General features: G+C 37.3%; 20 protein-coding genes and 2 tRNA genes. 14 read left to right on the top strand and 8 right to left on the bottom strand.

Annotated elements, in window-relative coordinates; translation table 11 throughout:
* Positions 1–23 precede the first annotated feature (23 nt).
* On the bottom strand, positions 24–1331 hold the full coding sequence (locus QXK50_02540; protein MEM2008039.1) for a phenylacetate--CoA ligase: 1308 nt from the start codon (positions 1329–1331) through the stop codon (positions 24–26).
* Between the two features lie 835 nt (positions 1332–2166).
* Here QXK50_02540 and QXK50_02535 point away from each other — a divergent pair.
* The 3 genes from QXK50_02535 (at position 2167) to QXK50_02525 (ending at position 5838) form a co-directional block, all read left to right on the top strand.
* Positions 2167–3735 (top strand): ATP-binding protein, encoded by a 1569-nt coding sequence (locus QXK50_02535; protein ID MEM2008038.1) that lies wholly within the window; start codon positions 2167–2169, stop codon positions 3733–3735.
* Positions 3725–4954: a DNA double-strand break repair nuclease NurA gene (locus tag QXK50_02530; GenBank protein MEM2008037.1), complete on the top strand. Its 1230-nt coding sequence runs from the start codon at positions 3725–3727 to the stop codon at positions 4952–4954. Before QXK50_02535 ends, QXK50_02530 begins: the two co-directional genes overlap by 11 nt.
* A gap of 164 nt (positions 4955–5118) precedes the next feature.
* A complete protein-coding gene (locus tag QXK50_02525) occupies positions 5119–5838 on the top strand; it encodes an HD domain-containing protein (GenBank protein ID MEM2008036.1) in 720 nt (239 codons plus the stop codon).
* A gap of 65 nt (positions 5839–5903) precedes the next feature.
* On the opposite strand, the gene QXK50_02520 is transcribed toward QXK50_02525, so the two are convergent.
* Entirely contained in the window at positions 5904–6209 is a 306-nt protein-coding gene (locus tag QXK50_02520; protein ID MEM2008035.1) for a hypothetical protein, read from the bottom strand.
* A gap of 630 nt (positions 6210–6839) precedes the next feature.
* On the opposite strand from QXK50_02520, the gene QXK50_02515 reads away from it, so the two are divergent.
* From QXK50_02515 to QXK50_02490, 6 genes are all read left to right on the top strand, one after another.
* Complete coding sequence (locus QXK50_02515; protein MEM2008034.1) at positions 6840–7421, top strand: hypothetical protein; 582 nt, start codon at positions 6840–6842, stop codon at positions 7419–7421.
* A gap of 13 nt (positions 7422–7434) precedes the next feature.
* Entirely contained in the window at positions 7435–8547 is a 1113-nt protein-coding gene (locus QXK50_02510; GenBank protein MEM2008033.1) for a signal peptidase I, read from the top strand.
* On the top strand, positions 8517–10580 hold the full coding sequence (locus tag QXK50_02505) for a hypothetical protein (GenBank protein MEM2008032.1): 2064 nt from the start codon (positions 8517–8519) through the stop codon (positions 10578–10580). Before QXK50_02510 ends, QXK50_02505 begins: the two co-directional genes overlap by 31 nt.
* A 164-nt stretch (positions 10581–10744) precedes the next feature.
* The gene (locus tag QXK50_02500) at positions 10745–11254 is read left to right on the top strand and encodes a metallophosphoesterase (GenBank protein ID MEM2008031.1); all 510 of its coding nucleotides are present in this window, start codon (positions 10745–10747) and stop codon (positions 11252–11254) included.
* A gap of 79 nt (positions 11255–11333) precedes the next feature.
* Positions 11334–11433, top strand: a tRNA-His gene (locus QXK50_02495).
* A 34-nt stretch (positions 11434–11467) separates the two neighbouring features.
* Complete coding sequence (locus tag QXK50_02490; GenBank protein MEM2008030.1) at positions 11468–11671, top strand: hypothetical protein; 204 nt, start codon at positions 11468–11470, stop codon at positions 11669–11671.
* 164 nt (positions 11672–11835) lie between these two features.
* Here QXK50_02490 and QXK50_02485 read toward each other — a convergent pair.
* Positions 11836–11929 (bottom strand) — tRNA-Met (locus QXK50_02485).
* 128 nt (positions 11930–12057) lie between these two features.
* On the opposite strand from QXK50_02485, the gene QXK50_02480 reads away from it, so the two are divergent.
* Positions 12058–12285 carry an LSm family protein gene (locus tag QXK50_02480; GenBank protein ID MEM2008029.1) on the top strand — a complete coding sequence of 76 codons (228 nt, stop codon included), beginning with the start codon at positions 12058–12060 and terminating at the stop codon, positions 12283–12285.
* A gap of 11 nt (positions 12286–12296) precedes the next feature.
* Entirely contained in the window at positions 12297–12482 is a 186-nt protein-coding gene (locus tag QXK50_02475) for a 50S ribosomal protein L37e (protein ID MEM2008028.1), read from the top strand.
* A gap of 95 nt (positions 12483–12577) precedes the next feature.
* Here QXK50_02475 and rtcA read toward each other — a convergent pair whose 3' ends face one another.
* Genes rtcA through cyaB form a run of 3 tightly spaced genes read right to left on the bottom strand, consistent with a single transcriptional unit; the run spans position 12578 to position 14742 of the window.
* Positions 12578–13630 carry an RNA 3'-terminal phosphate cyclase gene (gene rtcA / locus QXK50_02470; protein MEM2008027.1) on the bottom strand — a complete coding sequence of 351 codons (1053 nt, stop codon included), beginning with the start codon at positions 13628–13630 and terminating at the stop codon, positions 12578–12580.
* Positions 13630–14151: a nicotinamide-nucleotide adenylyltransferase gene (locus tag QXK50_02465; GenBank protein MEM2008026.1), complete on the bottom strand. Its 522-nt coding sequence runs from the start codon at positions 14149–14151 to the stop codon at positions 13630–13632. The genes rtcA and QXK50_02465 overlap by 1 nt, the downstream gene beginning before the upstream one ends.
* A gap of 15 nt (positions 14152–14166) precedes the next feature.
* Positions 14167–14742, bottom strand: coding sequence for a class IV adenylate cyclase (gene cyaB / locus QXK50_02460; protein MEM2008025.1), 576 nt, complete (start codon positions 14740–14742; stop codon positions 14167–14169).
* 379 nt (positions 14743–15121) lie between these two features.
* Here cyaB and QXK50_02455 point away from each other — a divergent pair, with 379 nt between their 5' ends.
* Positions 15122–15820, top strand: a complete 699-nt coding sequence (locus QXK50_02455; protein ID MEM2008024.1) for an FKBP-type peptidyl-prolyl cis-trans isomerase — start codon at positions 15122–15124, stop codon at positions 15818–15820.
* 111 nt (positions 15821–15931) lie between these two features.
* A complete protein-coding gene (locus QXK50_02450; GenBank protein ID MEM2008023.1) occupies positions 15932–16624 on the top strand; it encodes a DUF357 domain-containing protein in 693 nt (230 codons plus the stop codon).
* A gap of 43 nt (positions 16625–16667) precedes the next feature.
* Here the strand turns inward: QXK50_02450 and QXK50_02445 are convergent, their stop codons facing one another.
* Both QXK50_02445 and QXK50_02440 read right to left on the bottom strand, forming a co-directional pair.
* Positions 16668–18599 carry a beta-CASP ribonuclease aCPSF1 gene (locus QXK50_02445; GenBank protein MEM2008022.1) on the bottom strand — a complete coding sequence of 644 codons (1932 nt, stop codon included), beginning with the start codon at positions 18597–18599 and terminating at the stop codon, positions 16668–16670.
* Positions 18596–19279: a proteasome subunit beta gene (locus QXK50_02440; protein ID MEM2008021.1), complete on the bottom strand. Its 684-nt coding sequence runs from the start codon at positions 19277–19279 to the stop codon at positions 18596–18598. The genes QXK50_02445 and QXK50_02440 overlap by 4 nt, the downstream gene beginning before the upstream one ends.
* A 94-nt stretch (positions 19280–19373) precedes the next feature.
* Here QXK50_02440 and QXK50_02435 point away from each other — a divergent pair, with 94 nt between their 5' ends.
* On the top strand, positions 19374–20438 hold the full coding sequence (locus tag QXK50_02435) for an NAD(P)-dependent glycerol-1-phosphate dehydrogenase (protein MEM2008020.1): 1065 nt from the start codon (positions 19374–19376) through the stop codon (positions 20436–20438).
* Positions 20439–20452 lie beyond the last annotated feature (14 nt).

Below are 20452 nucleotides of genomic sequence, written 5' to 3'. Positions count from 1 at the left end.
ATAGTTGTAATGCATTTCTAATACTAGCTTTCTTCAATTATGTAGAGTCTTTTAGCCTTACCCTCACTTCTGGGTAAGGTGTTTGGATCTACAATCTCAATATCTGGTGTAACTAGTACTGTTTCCTTAATTTCGTACTGAAGCTTTTTACCTAACACCTCTTTTTCTTGCTCTGTAAGATTTCTAATAGACTCAACCTTTATCAACAATTTATCGCCGCCATTAGACTTCTTAACAATTATCTGATATTCATTACCTATGAAGGGATACTTAAATAGCACAGCCTCTATTGCTGATGGCCATATGTTTACTCCGTTTATTATGAACATGTCGTCTGTTCTTCCCTGTATTCTATCTATTTTTATGTGTGTTCTTCCGCAGCTGCATGATTTTGTGTCTAGTATTCTTGTTATATCTCTTGTTCTATACCTTATCAATGGTACTGCATCTTTAGTTAATGTTGTTACCACTAGTTCTCCTTTTTCTTCCGGTTCTAAAGGCTCACCCGTTTTAGGATCAATAACCTCAACCAAGTAATGATCCTCCCACACATGAAGACCTAAATGATATTGACAATCAATGGCTGTACCAGGTCCATAGAGCTCAGCCATACCATATATATCGAATGTCTCCATATCCCATATCTTCTCTATCTTTTTCCTAAGACTATCACTCCACATTTCTGCACCAAAAACACCTTTTCTTACTTTTGTGTCTTTTGCAGGATCTATACCCATTTCATATGCAACTTCAGCAAGCCTAAGAGCATAATTAGCTACACCTGCGATCATTGTTGTTCCGAGCTTCATCATAACATATATTTGTCTGCGTGAAAATCCGGGACCTGTTGGAACTATGAATGCACCTATCTTTCTAGCTCCGTAGAAGAATCCAAAACCTCCTGTGAAGAGGCTAAAGCTTGGTGTTATCTGTAGTATATCTTTTTTGGTTAAACCTGCTGAAGCTAGAGACCTAGCCATTATTTCACTCCAGTTCTCTATATCGCGAGCTGTATAATACATAAATACTGGTTCACCAGTTGTTCCAGAAGTTCCATGAACTTCTACAACCTCTTCTAGAGGTACAACCATGTGGTCAAAAGGTTGTAGCTCTCTTAGATCGTCTTTTGTTGTAAATGGTAGTTTCTTTAAATCGTCGAGAGATTTTATATCATCTGGAGAAACACCCAACTCCTTCATCTTTCTACGATAGTATCCAGCTGTACTGAATAGACGATGAACCTGCATCTTTAATCTCTTTAGCTGAAGCTCAACTAAATCACTTCTATTCATACATTCTGCTGAAGGATTCCAGATCCAGCTGTCAGGCATCAGAATCACCTATAGGAACATTAATTACATCCACTTTACCGAATAGAGACCCTATCAAGAACACATATGTTGCTACATATGTATCTATATCTGTACGGTTTATCTCCATTGGCTCAACAAAACCACCTCTGATTCAAACCACAGTATAGCTACGACTTAAAAATTTTGCTAAACATAACCTTAATGAGAGTATAGGTTTGGCAGATCCTTTAATGATGAAGACGGGGTTTGCCTGAGTCCATGATGTAGCCCTCGATCACTGACAATCTAGGTGTTTCAGTTAATAGAAATTGTTTCAGTAGATCTACTTCTTTTTCCTCTTACTAATACCAGAGCCTCCCTCTATACCCATAATCAAATGCATTATGTATGCTCTTCTACTTCTGAATGTTCTTCTACATCTTCTACATACATACATATGCCATACCCATATAGAGGCAGAGTATAAATATGGTTAATACTTCGGTATTCAAATGATGTTAAGCACGAGGCTTGATATATACATCCATGAACCAGTATTACAGCTAGATACTAATGTTTCTCTACATAATCTCTAATTTAATGGACTAATCCTCATTTACTGTATGTCAAATTCCTCACAAATCTATTTAGGTATCTTCATCAACTCATAATTATTCTTTTTTGCCACAAATATTGTTTCATACCATAGAGAACTTATTTCTCTACACCGATACATCTATCCTAAATCACTCTAGTTTACAGCATTACTGTGCCTAGGACTTCTTATCCGAGAACTTCTATCTATTTAATAGTTTCGTCAAACTCTCTGTATTTATATCGTCCACAAACCCTACATTAGATCTCAGGTGGCAATGTGGAAAAATGTATGAATTGGTGGCCCAAGGATTTCTGCAGATTAATCGGTACCGTTGTATCAGGCTCTAGAGCCTCGCTAGTTCCAATAAGGATATCTAGAGACTCTATAGATTTTGTTCGCGATGAAATGCTAGGAATAATTGATGATGTTACTGAAGCTAAGAGGTATCTAGGGATCTTCAAGAGTTCAGTAAAGAAAGATCTAGCTCTCGATGCTTCAACTCTACCATCATCTTTTGAACCAGAGAAGACCCACATGTATTCTGCGCCAATGATGATGAGCTATCTAGAGATAATAGGGGAGATCACGTGTAGGGGTATTGAGCAAAATCTATCTATACCTCGCCCAGGTAGCTATGTTTACGCAGTTATTGATGGTGAAGCACTTCGTAGCATACTCAAGATCGAAAATGGTCTACTAGTAGGAGTACACAAGTTTTCATCTATGGTAATACACCTCAACCCTAGTTCTTTAAGATATCATATAGCTGTTTTAGGAGCTACGGGTACAGGTAAATCGAGACTTGTTAAAGGAATTATCGAAGAGATCATTAAGGTAACCAACTACAGTGTTATTGTATTCGATCATACAGGTATCGACTATGTAGATAAATCGAGATGGAGCATCAACTATATAGAGGTTGTAGATGTATCTAAAGTGATACTGGATCCAGATGTTGTAGCACAAATACTACTTGAGGATTTAGGGATATCTGAGTATCATGGAGATTATATCTATGGTTCTATTGTCGAGTACATAAGGAGAGTAGTGGAGAAGCAAAATAAGGTGACTATTCAAGAGAATAGCAGAGGACAGAACTACATATCCTCACATACCTCTAGATACGATTTAGAGACATTGATATCAATATACAAACATTTATCAAGAGAAGGTCGATTCACATGGAGTTTTAGCGAGTATCTAGAGAGCCTGTATAGTTATATAAGGTCTATGGGGGGCAAGGAATACACAATAGAGAAAATAAGATTGCTGCTTACTACTAGAGTTGGTAAGAAGTTCTTCGAGACATATCTAAATAATAGGACTATTGATGTAGAAGAAATTGTATCTAGACTTTTCTCATCTAGGAAAAAAGTAGTTATAGTTGATCTATCTTCAGAGATGGAGTATATAGCGAAAAAGAATATTGTGTATCAGTTTATGAAATACATATGGGATAGAATTGTTAGTGACAAGCTCCATAGAGATAACGAGATAATTGCTGTAATAGATGAAGCCCACAATTACTGTTGTACCTATGGATGTGAACCAGCTAAAGGGATGATAGCTAGAGTGGCTAGAGAAGGAAGAAAATGGGGATTTGGTCTCATACTTTCTTCACAAAGAGTTATAGACTTGGCTCCAGAGATACGTGGAAACATAAATACAGTATTCTTCTCAAGACTACAATCATCTGGAGATTATGCAGAACTCAAGAACTGGTTAGAAAATGTACAGTACATCGAATACACACTTCCTACGCTAGCAAGTAGAGAATTCTTTTTCACAGGTCTCGGAAATCCGTTAAGAAGACCCATACTTGTAAGGGTTAAAGATGTATCCTAAAGATTACCCAATCACATCTGACGATATTGAATCAGGTGAAGAGAATCTAGAGCTCTTAACAGTAATAACCAGTATAGTCAAGAGAGCTGGAGAAGATATTGTTAAGCGTTATGTAGAGCCGCTCATAGTGTTTCGAGATAAGCTAAGAAACCAGCTCGATATAATGAGGGTTGGAGAACCATGTGAAGATTTTGTATCGATACTAGCTGTCGATAGCACATGGTCTAGACCTTCTATAGATCTAATCATAGGGAGAATGGCTATAATTATAGCCGGTTACGTAGTAGCAACACCCATGGGTATAGGTCCTTACGGAATTTCATCAGTTGCTTTAAGGAGAAGCTATGGAGATGATGAAGCTAGATTCGATATAGATGTAGAGCTAGAGGCAAAGATTATGGAATTCAGTACAGCTCTCAAGAAAATTGGAAGAGATATCGATATGGTTATACTCGATGGCTCTCTATACTTTTCAACAATACCAGAGTTCTTTAGCCCTATAGAAGTAGTTGATACAGCTAGAGCTAGAACCCTAACCTCGGGAACTAAGCTAGCTTCTATAGCTTCAGCTATTCTCATAAAGTTTCTAAGAAAAGCAAGAGAATTAGGTATACCTGTTGTAGGTGTTGTGAAAAGAGTTTCAAGTAGATTTCTTCTACCCCGTATCGCAAAGCTCGGGCTAACAGATATCGAAGATATTCTCAGAAAAACAAACGACAAATTCTTAATGAGCTATACACTAGAGCCTAGAGAGTATCTAGTTCTAGATAGTTACCTCAATACTCTTAAAGAATATCTATCCTACCTATATAGATCCTCTCCTAGATACGTGGCTAAGAAGGTAGAGAAGATACTAGAAAAACTAGATGAATGTAGCAAAAGCAATGAAGAACTTGTTACCGAGCTCTGCAACTATATGGATAATACATCTGTAGTATTTTATCGCCAAGCTAATGATGCACTATATCCACAAGCTATTAGACTTGATGTATACCCCAAGAATTTGCTTGATAAAGTATTGAATCATATTGTCTATAACACATCCCATAACTCTGTACCCATACCGCTAGACTATATAGATAGATATGTAAGAATAGAGGCATCGATAATTAAAAAAATGTATAGTTTATTGAGATCGTATGTAGATGATAGTAAGGCTTCTATTGCTTTCGGATTGACTAACCCTCAGAAATACTACCTATTTGAGTCATCTAGTTAGCACATACGATTCTGCTCCACAGATATAAATAAAACCATTAATCCATTAATCATGATTTCTCTAGATACTCTTATTTGTTCATGTCAATACCAAAAGTTTTAAATATTATCGGAAATGGCATTAAGTTCAGTACATAACCTTCGGCTGAAGTAGGTTATAGAGTTATGGGCAACATACATTTACGTGATCTACTCAAGATTGCTGAAGATATAAAGAACGAGAAAATCAGGAGAATTGTTATTGACATACTTACTAATCCTATACTAAGTTTCTCATCAGTAAAACCATTGATTAGCATCGAAGAATCTCCTGCAGCACCTAGAAAACACCATATGTTTACCGGAGGTCTAATTATACACACGTATAGTGTCATAAAGATTGCCTTGATGCTCTGCAGTATTTTTGAAGAAGTCTATAGCATAAGTATAGATAGAGATTTAGTTATAGCTTCAGCATTGCTCCACGACATATACAAATATTATCAGTACACTAAAGACGTGAAAGAAGGTGGCTATAAAGCAAGAGAAGATTGGTACTTGAGCCATGACTACGCAATTGTAGCTGAACTTGCCTCTAGAGGTGCTGACGATGAGTTGATAAGAGTTGTATCTGAAGTACATGGTATTGTACCTATAAAAACATATGAAGGATTTATAGTGCATTTGGCAGACTCTATAGATGCTAGATTTGGTGAATATCATCAAAACAATATTCTGATGATGCTCAAGTATTTCGAGAATAGTAGCTGTAAACCTTATGCTGTACTGGATGAGATGATCAAAAGGTTTGGTGTAAAAATTATGGCTAGACTATATAGAGATAGAGATATTCTCTCAGAAATTATGGTAAACATTTGTACGCAATCATCGTCAAACACCATGTAGCAGGGAACCATGATGCTGTGTGTTTCTATGTGTTTCTAGAGGATATACAGGTTAGTGTAGTTGATCTAATTGCTTATTTTCTGTTCTCTTCTAATATCTGCTACCTTTACTATCCTCTTCTTCATGATATCTATAAGGAAATAAATAATGTTGTGACCTTCTCTAACAAGAGCTACTACAGCATACATAGGTTTGAGCTCCATATCCACAGATAACTCTACGCCATAGAGAATCTTTACATTCTTGATACTGTAGCCCTTCTTCATTAGGTTACGGATCTTGCTACTAGCACTTAATACTGAAATTAATTCAGCATAATCTCTATAGCCTACCGAAGCATCAAGTAGAGGCATATCCTCAAGACTGTGCATAACTTTGACCTCAGATCCTGTGGATCCAGAAGGTAGTTGTGGATTGGCCGTATTTTAGGAATACCGTCATTACATATGTGCATATAATTTGAATTTCATATAAATTGCTGTACCATTGTCTATTCACTAACAAATCCACCCCGCCTCTTCATTCACATTCAAATTTGTGAAGAAGTAGACCACAAATAGCTTTTCTGTATCTAGCGATTATCAGTCGAAATCTCCATCTTCATTAACTCCGTTCACTACGGGCTCATCATCCTCAGTATCTCGATTCATCTACGGATATTAAGTATTATAATATCTATATATCTATAGATATCTTGACCTATATATAAAACCGATCTTAACACGATAATGCTAGATGATGCTAAGGTTTGTAGTGGCTAGCATATGGATATGTGATGGATTTTAGGGTAGCTACATCTCTATAGTTCTTAAACTGGTAATCAACAAAATCACAATTTACTTAACAACATGTACAACACATATGTATACACACCTTAAATCTTGAAACAGAGCTTTTCAGCTATAGATGAGTGTCTAAATCACAAAACTTAAATTGTTTCAAAAACTGCTTATACATAGATTTGTATATAGGTATCCCATAAGTTTAAAAGGTGATGTAAAATGTTTAGAAAAGCATTAACAGGAATACTATTGATATTAGCTGTATCAATTGTGACAGCTAGCCTATTTGCCTACTATCCTCTAGACATAACTGTTGTACCTCAGCAACCAGAAGTCAGATTTGTAACTGGTAGTAATGCAGGAAAACCAGATATAGGTGGCAACACGATAATAGTGAACATAGGAACTAGCGGTGCATCAGCATCAATAGAGATACATCCAACATATCAAGAGACGTACTACAAAGATATCCTAGGAATTGTGAATAACGATAACGACGCTATGCACATCTACGTGATCTTCTATACCTATGACAATAGCTTACCAGTTGGTAATAGAGTAAAGATGTTTGTGTATAGTGGAGCAACTATAGTGAAGGAACTCGACATAACTACACCAACACTCAACACAGCACAATACATAGGTCAGCTCCCGATTGGCGGTAGCTGGCAGATAGATCTCTATGTATATATTCCTGAAGGAACATCTATAACGGGTAGAAGCTACAGTGCTTCAGCTAGATTAGTGTATACGCCATCATCTGGAGAAGCACCGCCAATAAACCCAAATAGCGGAAGATAGCAGTGATCTATAGATGAATAGAGTAGGTTTGAGCATAAAACGTTTTTTCTCAAACTCTTCCATCTATGTACCATACGTATTACTAGCTATACTCATAGTTCTAGTTGTATCTACGTTTCTCTCTAGATTTGGTTACCAAAGCCTGTTCGGTGTTTCTGTAGTTATTTCTGATAGTATGGAGCCTGCTCTTAGACGTGGAGATATTGTTATCTATTTTAGAGAATCATTCACTCTCGGAGATATTGTTATCTATTGTTTGACACCAAACCATTGTATTGCTCATAGAGTTGTAGACTTTATGGTGCTTGATACAGTTAATGGAGATAGATTGTTGATCATAACTAAAGGGGATAACGTTGATTCTCTAGATCCGCCTATAGAGATCGAGAAGATTATAGGAAAGGTTGTGTTTGTGATGGCTAGAGAGATCTGGATCCCTCTACTTGCAGTTGCTGTAGCTTATCTTGTTCGCGATATCTTGAAGACACTTGTACTAGGCTACTCGTATGCGATACTCTTTATTGTTATCTTTGCTACTGTTCTATCTGTATACTCAACTATACCTAGACCAATCAATGCTGAACCAGTTAAACCTTCGCTAGTCAGGTTAGCAGGTGTTTATTTTCAGTTAGATAGCTGTACACTAAGCATTAGATACATCAATGCTATACCAATGATTCTTACAGAAGTAGAGGTTAACTCTACTAAAGTAGATATTGTTGATTTTAATCCTAGAGAAATAGTTGTTAAACCTGGTGAAGATTTGCTTAGGAAAGCTTTTGAGTATAGAGAGCCTCTGGTAATCAAGATTGAGGCGTTACTCAATAGAGTTGGAAGACTTAGTGGAGAATATCCAATCTTGATAGGGGGTCTAGATCCTCAGATAAGTTTTGTAAATGGGATCCTAATTGCGAGAAACCTTAACTGTTTTCCGATAACCATTAATATATCCATTAGGTATCTAGATAACAATAGTTGGTTATGGATTAACAGAAGCTATGTTATTGATGGATTTTCTCAAATCGTTATTGAGCCTCCCAAATATGCTGAAATAGCTTATGTCTATGTTTACTGGTTAAATCAAGGTGAAGTGAAATGGCTTGGTCTACCAATGAAGATAAGATAACTAAAAGAGTAAAGATCCTTACAACTGCATCTGCTACAGCATGTTTATTTGTATCGCTAGTCTATGTGCTTATAGTGGCTACACCTCTCTGGCTCTTTAGAGGATATATTGAGGGATATTACTCTCTTCTAGACTACAGAATCTACTACACCTACAACAAACAGCTCATATCTATGCCACATACAGATTACGTAAGACACGTCTCCTTAACATTCCTTATACTCACTATAGCTCTACTGATTACTTCAGCTATCTCAATCATTTTGATGAACCATAAGCCACATATATCATCAGGTCTAGTATATGGTGTTTCTGCAGCTCTAGGAGCTCTCTATGGACTTTTCTCAGGATATCTCTATAGAGTAGTTGAATTTGATGTATCTAGATTCAGTCAGCTGATTGGAGACGAAATTGTAGCTAGAACAAGTGCTGGAACAATTATATATACAGGAGTTAGGCTAGAATCAACAATACTCAACAAAATAATTACAAACACTCCAGCTATACCGATTATACTAGGATTTGCTATAGTGACATCAGCTACTGCTACAGCTCTAGTTCTAACCAAGCTTCACAATAGAGATGTATTAGCTATGAAGAAGCAGATAAACTTTAAACAGTTTACACAGTATATAGCAGTTTTCATGTTCTCCAACATAACTATAGCATCAGCATTCACATACTATCCTCTAACCCTATCCATAGCTCCACAAAAACCGCCAGCAACTCTAGAGCAACCACCATACACATATACATGTAGAATCCTAGTGAGAACTACTAGAGGAGCAATAACGTACACGGATTTCGAGACATACCCTACACCTGGATGGATCAGCTATGGAGGAATCTGGGATTTGTCGGTAAATGGAGGTTTTAAGGGGAATGCTCTGAGGGGAAGAGACAATAATACGGGAGTTGGAGGAAGAACTTCACAGTACTACTGGAACACAAGGATAGATGATTATTCATCTCTCTGGATCTCTGTTAGGTCTAGAGCTGAGACTATAGATGGTTACAAAGGCATAGGATTGATCAATATTGATAGAAATAGGCTCTACGAGATATCGGTTTACGGATATAATGCATATGTCTGGAAATGGGACGGTGCATGGAGATTTCTAGGATCTACTACAATCTCTAGCTACTCTGCTACGAGATGGTATACGCTTGTTCTCTACTACGTGGATACCGGTGTATCGATAGACTTTATGCTCTGGATATACGATGACAACGGCATTTTGGTAGCTACTTTAACTGTTCGGGATACAGGCACTACTAGGTTTAGGCCAGCATACGCAGGTGTTACAATAGATGCGACCACAACTCTATGGTTCAGATTCGATGACTTCATATTATCAACTGTTGATCCTAGAGGTATATTGTTCACGAACTTCTATAGCAATATGGTTGTCGAAGTATGGGATAACCTTGATAGCCTAGTAAACTATACTAGAACATCCACGACGTTTAACCTCGGAGTAGCGAGAGATATTGTTGTCGGTACTGGTGTAGATGGAAGAATAGTGATCAGATATCCTGATGCATATGTCTGTGGAGTCTATTCTGTTCCATCGATAGAGTCTATTCTAGGCGGGGATACCTACGCTCTATCGATACAACCTATGACTGTGTATCTAGGTAGCAATAGAAGTAGCGCGAACGTGAATGTTTATATATCAAGTTCATCCACATTCACTACAACAGTTCGTTTCCTCAGGATTTCTGTCAATCAGGCTCTATACACCAGACTCCTGTTAGTTCATGTTTCAACACCTACCACACTAAATCTAGACCTATGGATCGAGAGTACCACAAGGACTACGAACATATCGATACGTAATGGAGTACCTATATATTCTTCTACAAATCAGGCTCAGTTAAACATAGGTGGAGCTAACTATCTAATTCTCTCAGGATATTTCACGACAGGTGGTCAAACAGCTACACTACAATTCAAATTAGAGGTATGTACAGAACCGAACAATATGGGTATTTGTACCTATTATCCGTTAACACTCCAATTATTATCTTGAGCACCCTATACCAAAAATTCTTTACTAATGTGCCACAAATAGGTCAGAAATATTTAGAAAAGATTAGAGAATGTGATCTAAAGAATGTTATTTGTGTCCACGATGCTATTGAGCTTCCAGATGATCGTGTAAACTTTTAAATAGTGAGCTATCTGTCTACTACTATGCTCATAGGTATTATGAGCGATAGTCATGACAACATTGTAGCAATAGAGAAGGCTCTCACTATCTTCAGGAAAGAAGATGTAGATGTACTAATACATCTTGGAGACATAATATCTCCTTTCGCATTTGCTAAGATCCTAGAGTTTCCCACAAAAATATTGACTATCTTAGGAAATAACGATGGTGATATTATTCAGTTAAAGGAGATGGCAATAAAAGGTGGAGCTATACTTAAACAATTCATGTTTGCTACATCTATAGGAAATAAACAGATACTTCTCGTTCATGGATATGGATCAAAAGAACACACAAAGAACATCATTTACTCACTAGCTTCAACAGGTCATTACGATATAGTTCTATATGGTCATACCCATGAAGTCGATGTGCTATCCAAAGACTCTGTACTAGTTCTAAATCCTGGAGAAGTATGCGGTTATATAACAGGACGACAATCAGTAGCAATAATAGACATAGATACTATGAAATTCAATATAATTGATTTATAGATCCCAAATACAGATTTATAATAAAATATTTTAAGCTGTGAGGAGAAAAACAAACTAGCAATGAAATCTATAGCTGGTGGCCGCGGTAGCTCAGCCTGGTAGAGCGCGGGACTGTGGAGCTCTAAGAAAAGGAAGGCACAGAGATCCCGAGGTCCCGGGTTCAAATCCCGGCCGCGGCCCTATACACTCATCATGTCAAATAGGGTGGAATATATGGGTACTAAGAGCACTAGGTATAAGGAATCTCTAGAGAAGCTAGGATTCAAACAAATAGACATCTATAGACTAAAGGAACGTGATGTTGTACGTCTCATGAGAAAGAGCGATGGTAAAGTGTACCTAGTAGATCTATCCAGACATATAGAGGAGATGAGTTTAGAAGAGTTTTTAGAACATGTTACGAACAAAGTACGTTAAATCTGTGTTGTGCCCCGCATAACCGATCTCTCTTCATCTTCATATCCCTTAAGGGATCTTAGAGAGATGTGAGGTAGCGGGGCTGAAATCATTTTTCACATCTCAGCTTATAAATAATATTATAGAAGTTGATGGAAGTAGAGTTGATGGGGCCGTTCTCTAACTGGTAGCGGGGGGTGGATTTGAACCACCGACCTCGGGGTTTCTCAGAGTTAAGTCATATGAGCCCCGCGGGCTACCAGGCTGCCCTACCCCGCTGTTTAACGGCCCCAATTACTACTATGATGTGGGACTTATAGGCTTTGCGTTTTATAACTTATTGGGTTAAGTTTATATTTCCCTAGCTTTTTCACTAAACATAAAGGTGTCGCAAGCTGAGCAACCAGATCACACCAGGCGATACAGCACACAAAATATTAGCTGAATCATTGGGACAAACTGTACTGATAAAGTTGCGTGGAGGAAAAACGATTCGAGGAAGGCTCAAGAGCTACGATCTTCATCTAAATATAGTACTTGATGATGCTGAAGAAGAGGTGGAAGAAGGGAGCTGGAGACGTCTCGGAACAGTTCTTATAAGAGGCGAAAATGTAGTTGTGATATCACCGATATAGAGGTGTAGCTTATGAAAGGAACACCATCGATGGGTAAAAGGAGTAAGAACGTAACACATATTAAGTGTAGGAGATGTGGTAGAAATGCGTATAATGTAGCCAAAGGTTATTGTGCTGCATGTGGATTCGGTAGATCAAGTCGTATGAGGAGATATAGTTGGCAAAATAAGAAGTATAATAGAGTGCGTGTAAGATAGGTGTGTAAGATACCAAAAACATCAGTATAGTATAAAATACATAAAGATGATATTAAACATCTAGACACTAGAGATAAACAATATTTACTCATGCTCTATATCTGGATTCCTGGGATCTCCAGTAGATAGTTATTTCCGTAGGGCCTCACAGATACATTAATGTCCAGCACGAGCTTTATAATGTCAATCGCTGTCAAAATATGTGATGTCAGTCTGGATACTATATATCGTGTAGTACCTTTAGCTAATACGGCTAGAGGTAAAATCATATCTCCTGCATGTTTATCAACAGTTGCATTACTTCTAATTTCTTCATATAGTTTCTCAGCAGCTTCTTTTCCAACAGCTTCAGCAGGTTTTCCTTTAGCACCAAGAGAATCACTACCTAGAACACTCTTTTCAAATACGGCATAGAGAACAATACCGCTTCCAGGACCTAAATGAGGATCTTTATTAGGCTCATAATGTTCTAACTCTATGTTCATGGGAACATCTATACCCTTATTCTCGAGAAATTCTTCAGCAGCTTTTGCCTGTCTTTCAGCTACATGACTAGGTAATCTCACACAATGAGATCTACCACCTATTCTAAAAATTTTTCCTCTTTCAATTAAGTCTATAGGTTTTAAAGAACGCACAGGCCTAGAAATTATCTTAACTATACCACCTCCTTTAGGATAGTGGCCTCTCCTAACTAAAGTTACATCTATTTCGCATCCGAATAGCTTGAGTAGAGGTAACAAGATGTACTTTACATAATCTATCGGTGGACTCATAGGTACGTCTGTTCCTCCTCTAATCTCTATATGGGTCTCTGAGTCAAGTAATGGAAGAATGGGTAAAATTGATTGAAGAACAAGTGTAACACTACCTGCAGTACCTACGTCAAATACATAGCTTCCTCCTTTAAGCGATTTTGGCTTAAATATAAGCTCCGTAGAGTCTCTATATGCTCCCTCTACTTCAGCGTCAGTCATCATAGATACGGCCCTTACACTAGTTAGATGTTGTGGCTGAAGACCGGGATTTTTCCTCTTGACTCTAATGTTTATAATCCTTACAGGTTTTCCTATTACTGATGCAAGAGCTAGTGAATATCTAAGTATCTGTCCCCCACCTTCGCCTATACTACCGTCAATAGTTATCATTAATCTCTACCTGAAATTTCTTTTAATCTTTCAACACCATTTATAGACTCTATTACGTATGCTACTGAGGGTGGTACAAGCTTTTTCCATTCATCGCTATTCTGTAGCATCAACCTCCTTATTCTTGTAGAGCTATACAATTCTCTATTGTATGGAGGGGGTACCAGTACCTCATATCCAGCCTCCTTGAAAAGCCTTACAACAAGTGGATTTCTAGCTACAGCATATTTGAATGGAGGAACAAACATAACCACATATTCAACCCATACAGAATTCATATATATATCTGCTATAGGTATAATAAATATTCTATCCATATCGATACCCACATATCTTAATCCTTCACGTATCATAAGGATCCTTTCTCCCGCAGTAAATGGATTAGCTAACGTATGACTCTCTTGAGCAGAACCTACAACTATTATCAGCTCGTCAACTCTGTTTAGTGCCCATTTAGCAACCTCTATATGTCCCCAATGAGGAGGCTGAAATCTACCGGGATAGAGACCTCTAACAACCATCCCTATATCACCTTATCATGATTTTGATGTAGATATCTGTAAATTTTTCTCGAGTAAGAGCTCTAGATATGATTTAGAAATGAATATCTTAGGTAGATCAAGAATATTGACTAAATCAGTAAACACTTCTTCAACTCCAGAAACATTCTCGTTTTCAGAAACAAATTCTATTTCCACAAATTTTCCAAGAGATTCTACGTCATCTAGATATATTCTATAGTTATTGTACCTAAAGATCTTTCTCCTCTTTAGAACTACTGCAGTTACATTAAATCCCAAAGACTTAAATATATCCAACATCTTTTTGCCGCTATCTATGGTAACTGTTACTTCCTTCCTAATTTTGGCAAATTCATGCCTTTCTTTAGGTCCTTTAAAAGTTAGTTCAGAAGTTATGCCTCCCTTAACGAGATCTTTAGACAAACGTATACGCAAAGCACTATCAACTAGCATAAGGTCTATACAAGGCCTCATATCGACATAGTAGTCGTGTTCCTCATAGAATCCAATAAAGATTGCGCCCAATTTCCTCAAGTTCTTTTCAACGTACTCCAAATCATCAACAGGGACCTTGATCTCGAACTCTTTCAAGATCTCACCATATAAATACTATTGTATTCGCTATAAATCTCATAACATTTGCTCCAGCTACATCACAATACCTCCTGAAGTAAAAAGTCTATATAAGTTTAAACAATGTGCCTTAGACTGCTATACATGTATTAAAAATTTTCTCTACATAACTGTGGAACAGAAAAAGCGGTATTGAGAGTCTGAGATCTCGATGATTACCAGGTGTTATCTAGCTCAATATAGATATACTGCATCTTATGATAAAGTTTCCTAGTAGTGGTCACAAGGATTAACGTAATAAATAACCATCATAATATAGTTAGAAATGCTTGCATAATGTTAAAGCATAGCTTTTTATTTTCTCCTAGTTCAGATGACTATATCAGGAGACCAAGTTATGCCTATACCCAAAAATAGCTTCGTATTAATAGACTATATCATTAGGATAAAAGATACAAACGAATTGATAGATACAACTTTAGAGGAGGTAGCTAAAAAAGAAGGAAAACACGAGCCCGATAAAATCTATGAACCATTATTAATTATTGTTGGCGAAAACAGAATCATACAGGGTCTTGAAGAACATGTAGAGAATGTAGCTGAAGCAGACAATGAATATGAACTAGAGATTCCCCCCGAAAAAGCTTATGGAATTAGGGATCCATCGAAGGTCAAGATAATGAATATAAATGTCATGCTCAAAAGGAATATTGTTCCAGAAGTCGGAAAAACAGTTGAAATAGACGGCCAAATCGGTATAGTAAAAGCAATAACCGGGGGTAGAGTCATGGTGGACTTTAATCATCCACTTGCAAGTAAAACTCTTCTATGCAAATACAAGGTGGTTAAAATCATTCAAGATGAAGCTGAAAAAGTTCGATGGCTATTACATAGAAGGTATAAGCGTATACCATTAGATAGATTCGATATAAAGATAGAGCCAGAGAAAATGACCATATATATCGAGCTTCCAAGAGAGATATATCTTGATAGAGAGCTACAGCTTGTTAAAGCATTGATAGCCGAAGAAGTATATAAATACATGAGCAATTATAGTACTGTAGTCTATATAGAGAAATACACAAAAGCTGGATAGAAGAGTATCTACCTATTGCATGGTGTGATATCAAGTATTTTTAACTCGAATGCTTTAACCATACTGTACATATACGAAGACGTTATCTTACTACATCAATGGAGATGCTCTATGGAGAGCCTCCCCTGTGAACGTCTTGCTAAATATTTAGCAAACTTTAAGAATAGCATGAAGACGCTAAAGATATTAGATTCATCGGCTTCAAAAGTGGTATCTCTAGCCGTAGACTATATGAAGGACTCTCAATACTATCTCGAGAAAGGTGATTGTATCACAGGATTAGTCACGATATCTTATGCTGAAGGGCTTCTGGATGCGTTAAGAATGATGCGAGCTATCGAATGGAAGTGGAGTAGATCTGAAGATGTAGTAGTATTTGCAGCAGGTTCTTTCGATATCCTTCATCCAGGTCATATAGAGTTTCTTAAATGGGCTTCAGGTTTAGGAAACAAACTGGTAGTTGTTGTATCAAGAGATAGTAATTATAAGAGATTCAAAGGATTTAATCCAATATTTAGCGAAGATGAAAGAGTTAAATTAGTTGAAGCCGTTAAGTATGTGTATAGAGCCTTCATAGGATCAGATAAAGATATTTTTGATTCAATAATTAATGTGAAACCCTCCGTTATCGCCTTAGGATACGATCAACCACAACCAGACTATATAATCAATGAGCTAAAGAGTAGAGGTATAGAAGATATAGTTGTTGTTAGAATTCCTAAAAAAATTGGAGAGTATTCATCTTCTACGATAAAATCCAAGATATGTAGCGAATGGTGTGTACAACAGTATGAATACGTATAATGATAGAAAGTAATTGAAGTCTATATAATCCAGCTATAGATTGTTATAGATTGTACGCTAATGTGTAGGAGTCCAATATGTTTGGTATCCTTACATCTATATTCTCTAGATACATCTTCTTCTTGTACCTAATTATATCGTTTGCAAATTCCTGCACCACGTTTTTCTCGCCATGAACTAGGAACACCATTGTCGGTTTTGGCTCTACATGCCTTAGATATTCTAATAATTGTCGTCTATCTGAATGACCTGAGAAACCTTCAACAGCATGTACCTGCATCTTTACCCTAATTATCTCTACCTTACCTCTATCATTAACGAATGCAACCTCCTTAGCACCATCTTTGACCCTCCTTCCTAATGTACCTTCTACTTGATAGCTAACAAAGATTATGGAGTTATTTGGATTAGAGGCCATCAACTTAAAGTACTCAACAGCAGGTCCACCTGTAAGCATTCCAGAGGTCGAGATAATTATTGCTGGTTCAGAGCTTTCAACAATTTCTGTTCTTGGTTCCCGTCCTTCAATTCTTACGAAAGTTTCATATTCGAATGGATTTTCACCATCTTTTAATCTTTTGCTCAAATCCCTTGACAATAGATCTGGATAAGCTGTATGTATAGCTGTAGCTTCATGAACCATACCTTCTATATATACCGGCATTGGCGGTATTTTGTTTTGTCTCATAGCATCAGCAAGTATCACCATTATCTCTTGAGCTCTTCCTATACTGAGAGTAGGTATCAGTATCTTTCCTCTTCTCTGATATGTGTCGATGATTATTTTTAGAAGCGTTTCCTCAGCTTCATCTCTCTTAGGCTGCTCAGTCGTACCGTAGGTACTTTCCATTATTACTGAATCAACTCTTGGAAACTTATAGTCAGCTCTTTCAAGTAGTCTAGTCTTACCGAATTTGAAGTCCCCTGTATACACTATATTGTAGAATCCATTACCTATGTGTAGGTGGGCTATAGCTGAACCAAGTATATGTCCAGCATTATAGAGAGTTAATCTGATATCTGGAGCAATATCAGTAACAACTTCATACTTTAGCGCAACAGTATGCAGCAACATCTTTTCAACGTCTTTGAGTGTAAAAGGTGGCTCTGTACCTTCTCTTTCTGTTATTTCAAGATAATCCTTAAGCAAAAGTACCATTAAATCTCTAGTAGCTTCAGTAGTATATATGGCTCCTCTAAATCCGTACTTAAAGAGGTAGGGAACGAAGCCAGCGTGATCCAGATGCGCATGACTAACAATTACGACATCTATATCTTGTGGATCTATCTTTAGCAGATCTATTCTTGGAAAGCTATTGGGTGATAATCCTTTGCCAGGATTCATACCAAAATCAAGCAGTAGTGTTGTTTCAGCTGTCTCTAATAATATAGCTGATCTACCTACTTCTTGAGCAGCTCCAAGAAACGTCATTCTCACGTAGTTGTTCCCATTCTTGGCTAGGATAACGTCTCTATGTATTGATTCTCCAAGATCTCTAAGAAATCTTAATCTATATTCGCTTTGCGCTAAGTATCCTCTCATAACTTCTTCGAGTATTCCAGATCTTATTGGTGTGGCACGTATGGTTCTAGGTCTCCATCCTGTGTAAACAAGTATTTGATTGAGTTTGTCGTCCAGTAGATGTGGTTTCTTAGCCTTTATCACAACTTCTCCTAAAACATGGTCAAACTCTACATCCTCTATTTCGGCTTCAGTTGGCGCAATGCTGCTTATGTACTCTTTTACTTCATTTACATTCTTTCTTATCGATGGATCTGTTCTAACAACAATCCTCTTCTTTACGGATTTCGCTATCTGAGATATTATACCGCTTTGCTCCATTAAGAACTCTGGATTCTTAACATAGATAGCTATTTCTGGTCCTTCAAACTCTAGTCTTGTTACTTGTGCTGAAGGTGGTATTGTCTTTAGTATAACAGACCTTATATAGGCTAGATCTATGTTGAAACTCATGAGTATATTCTACCAACGATGTTTTTGATCTCCTCTCCCTGGAAAGTGTGTTCTCTGTACATATTCTTTCCTATAATGACAACATCAATTCCCACACCACCACTAAATACATCTCTAGATGAAGCCGCTGCTACCGCTTTGACAGCTAGCTTTATTGAGTCGTCTAGATCTAGATCTTCTGTATAGTTAGACTCTATTATGCTTATAGCTAGTGGTGAACCTGAACCTGTAGCAGCGTATTTTTCTTCAGTAACATCACCATAGAGCTCTATTGCGAAAAGTCTCGGTCCTTCGTAATAGTCGTAGCCTCCGAGTAAAAGTTGTACTATGAATGGGAAATACTTATATTCATTTAGCAAAAGTCCTAATAATGATGCCATACTGCGTATACTCATTGGTCTTCTATTTACGACCTGGTAGTAGTGAGATTCTACTCTTAAGTAGTCTGCAAGTGTTTGTGCATCAGCTACGAGACCCGCTATTGTTAGAGCACAATTGTTTGATATCTTTGCTATCTTTTTTACATTTTTGTGAGCTACGTACAGTCCTGCTGTAGCTTTCTTATCTGCAGCTAATACCACGAACTCTCTAACTCTCATTCCTATAGTAGTTGTACCTTTGTATACATTTTCAAGTTTCCTCAATATGTTTTCTGGAAATGAAACCCCTGTTTCATACATGATTTAGCTCCTCATCAGAAGATACTATTCACCCACTCTTTTTGCATGCAAGCTTAATAAGTCTCTATGAAATAATTAGGATGTGTGCACTTATATGCATAATGAACATAGAATTGATCTACCTAAGAGAGTAATAGTGGGTACAAGGATTATCGATAACATTGGTGTGATAGTCAAAGAGATGCAGCTGGGTTCACATGCTCTAATCGTTTCGGGAACTACATCAACCTTAAGTTACGCTAAAATTGTTGCTGAGTCTCTTGAAGATAAAGGTATTGATTGTTGGAATATGTATGTCGCTAAATCGTCTAAAGAAGAGGTTGAGAAAACCATTGCTATGCTTAGAGAAGTTGGTGCCAATACTATTGTTGGTGTTGGAGGCGGGAAAGCACTTGATGTAGCTAAGTATACTGCTGCAACTACTGATAAGTACTTTATTAGTGTACCTACATCACCATCGCATGACGGTATTGCATCACCTTTTGCCTCAATACGTGATATGGGTAGACCAACATCAATCAAGGCTGCTACACCAGTTCTTGTGCTAGCTGATGTAGAAATCATATCCAGAGCTCCTAGGAGAAACATTATAGCTGGTTGTTGTGATCTTCTGGGGAAATTTTCTTCAGTACTTGATTGGAGGTTAGCTCATAAACTTAGGGGAGAATACTATGGAGATTATGCAGCTTCATTAGCCCTCCTTTCAGCAAAACATATATTAAAGAATAGCGAGTTATTTGAAGAGAAGACATTTACATTAGAAGCAATAAGAATACTTGTAGAGGCTCTCATAAGTAGCGGTATAGCTATGGCTATAGCAGGCTCTACTAGACCTGCGAGTGGTTCTGAACATATGATAGCACATGCAATAGATATAGTCGCTAACTATCCAGCTCTACATGGCGAAGAAGTCGGTATTGGCACCATAATATCGTTATACCTACATGGCAGAAACTGGAAAAAGATAAGATCTGTACTAAGGAAAATAGGTGCACCTACAACAGCTAGAGAAATAGGGGTTAGTTTAGATAAAATCGTTGAAGCTTTATCGATAGCACACACTATTAGACCTGAAAGATACACAATTCTTGGAGAGAAAGGTATTTCAAAAGAAGCAGCAGAAAAGATAGTTAAGGTAACAGGAATAGCTGAAGAATAACAAGATGATATGTA

Origin of the sequence: Ignisphaera sp. (genome assembly GCA_038831005.1) — an archaeon.
Classification (GTDB): Archaea; Thermoproteota; Thermoprotei_A; order Sulfolobales; family Ignisphaeraceae; genus Ignisphaera.
Note: the sequence above shows the minus strand (reverse complement) of the source record. Positions and strands in the feature narration are given on the sequence as shown.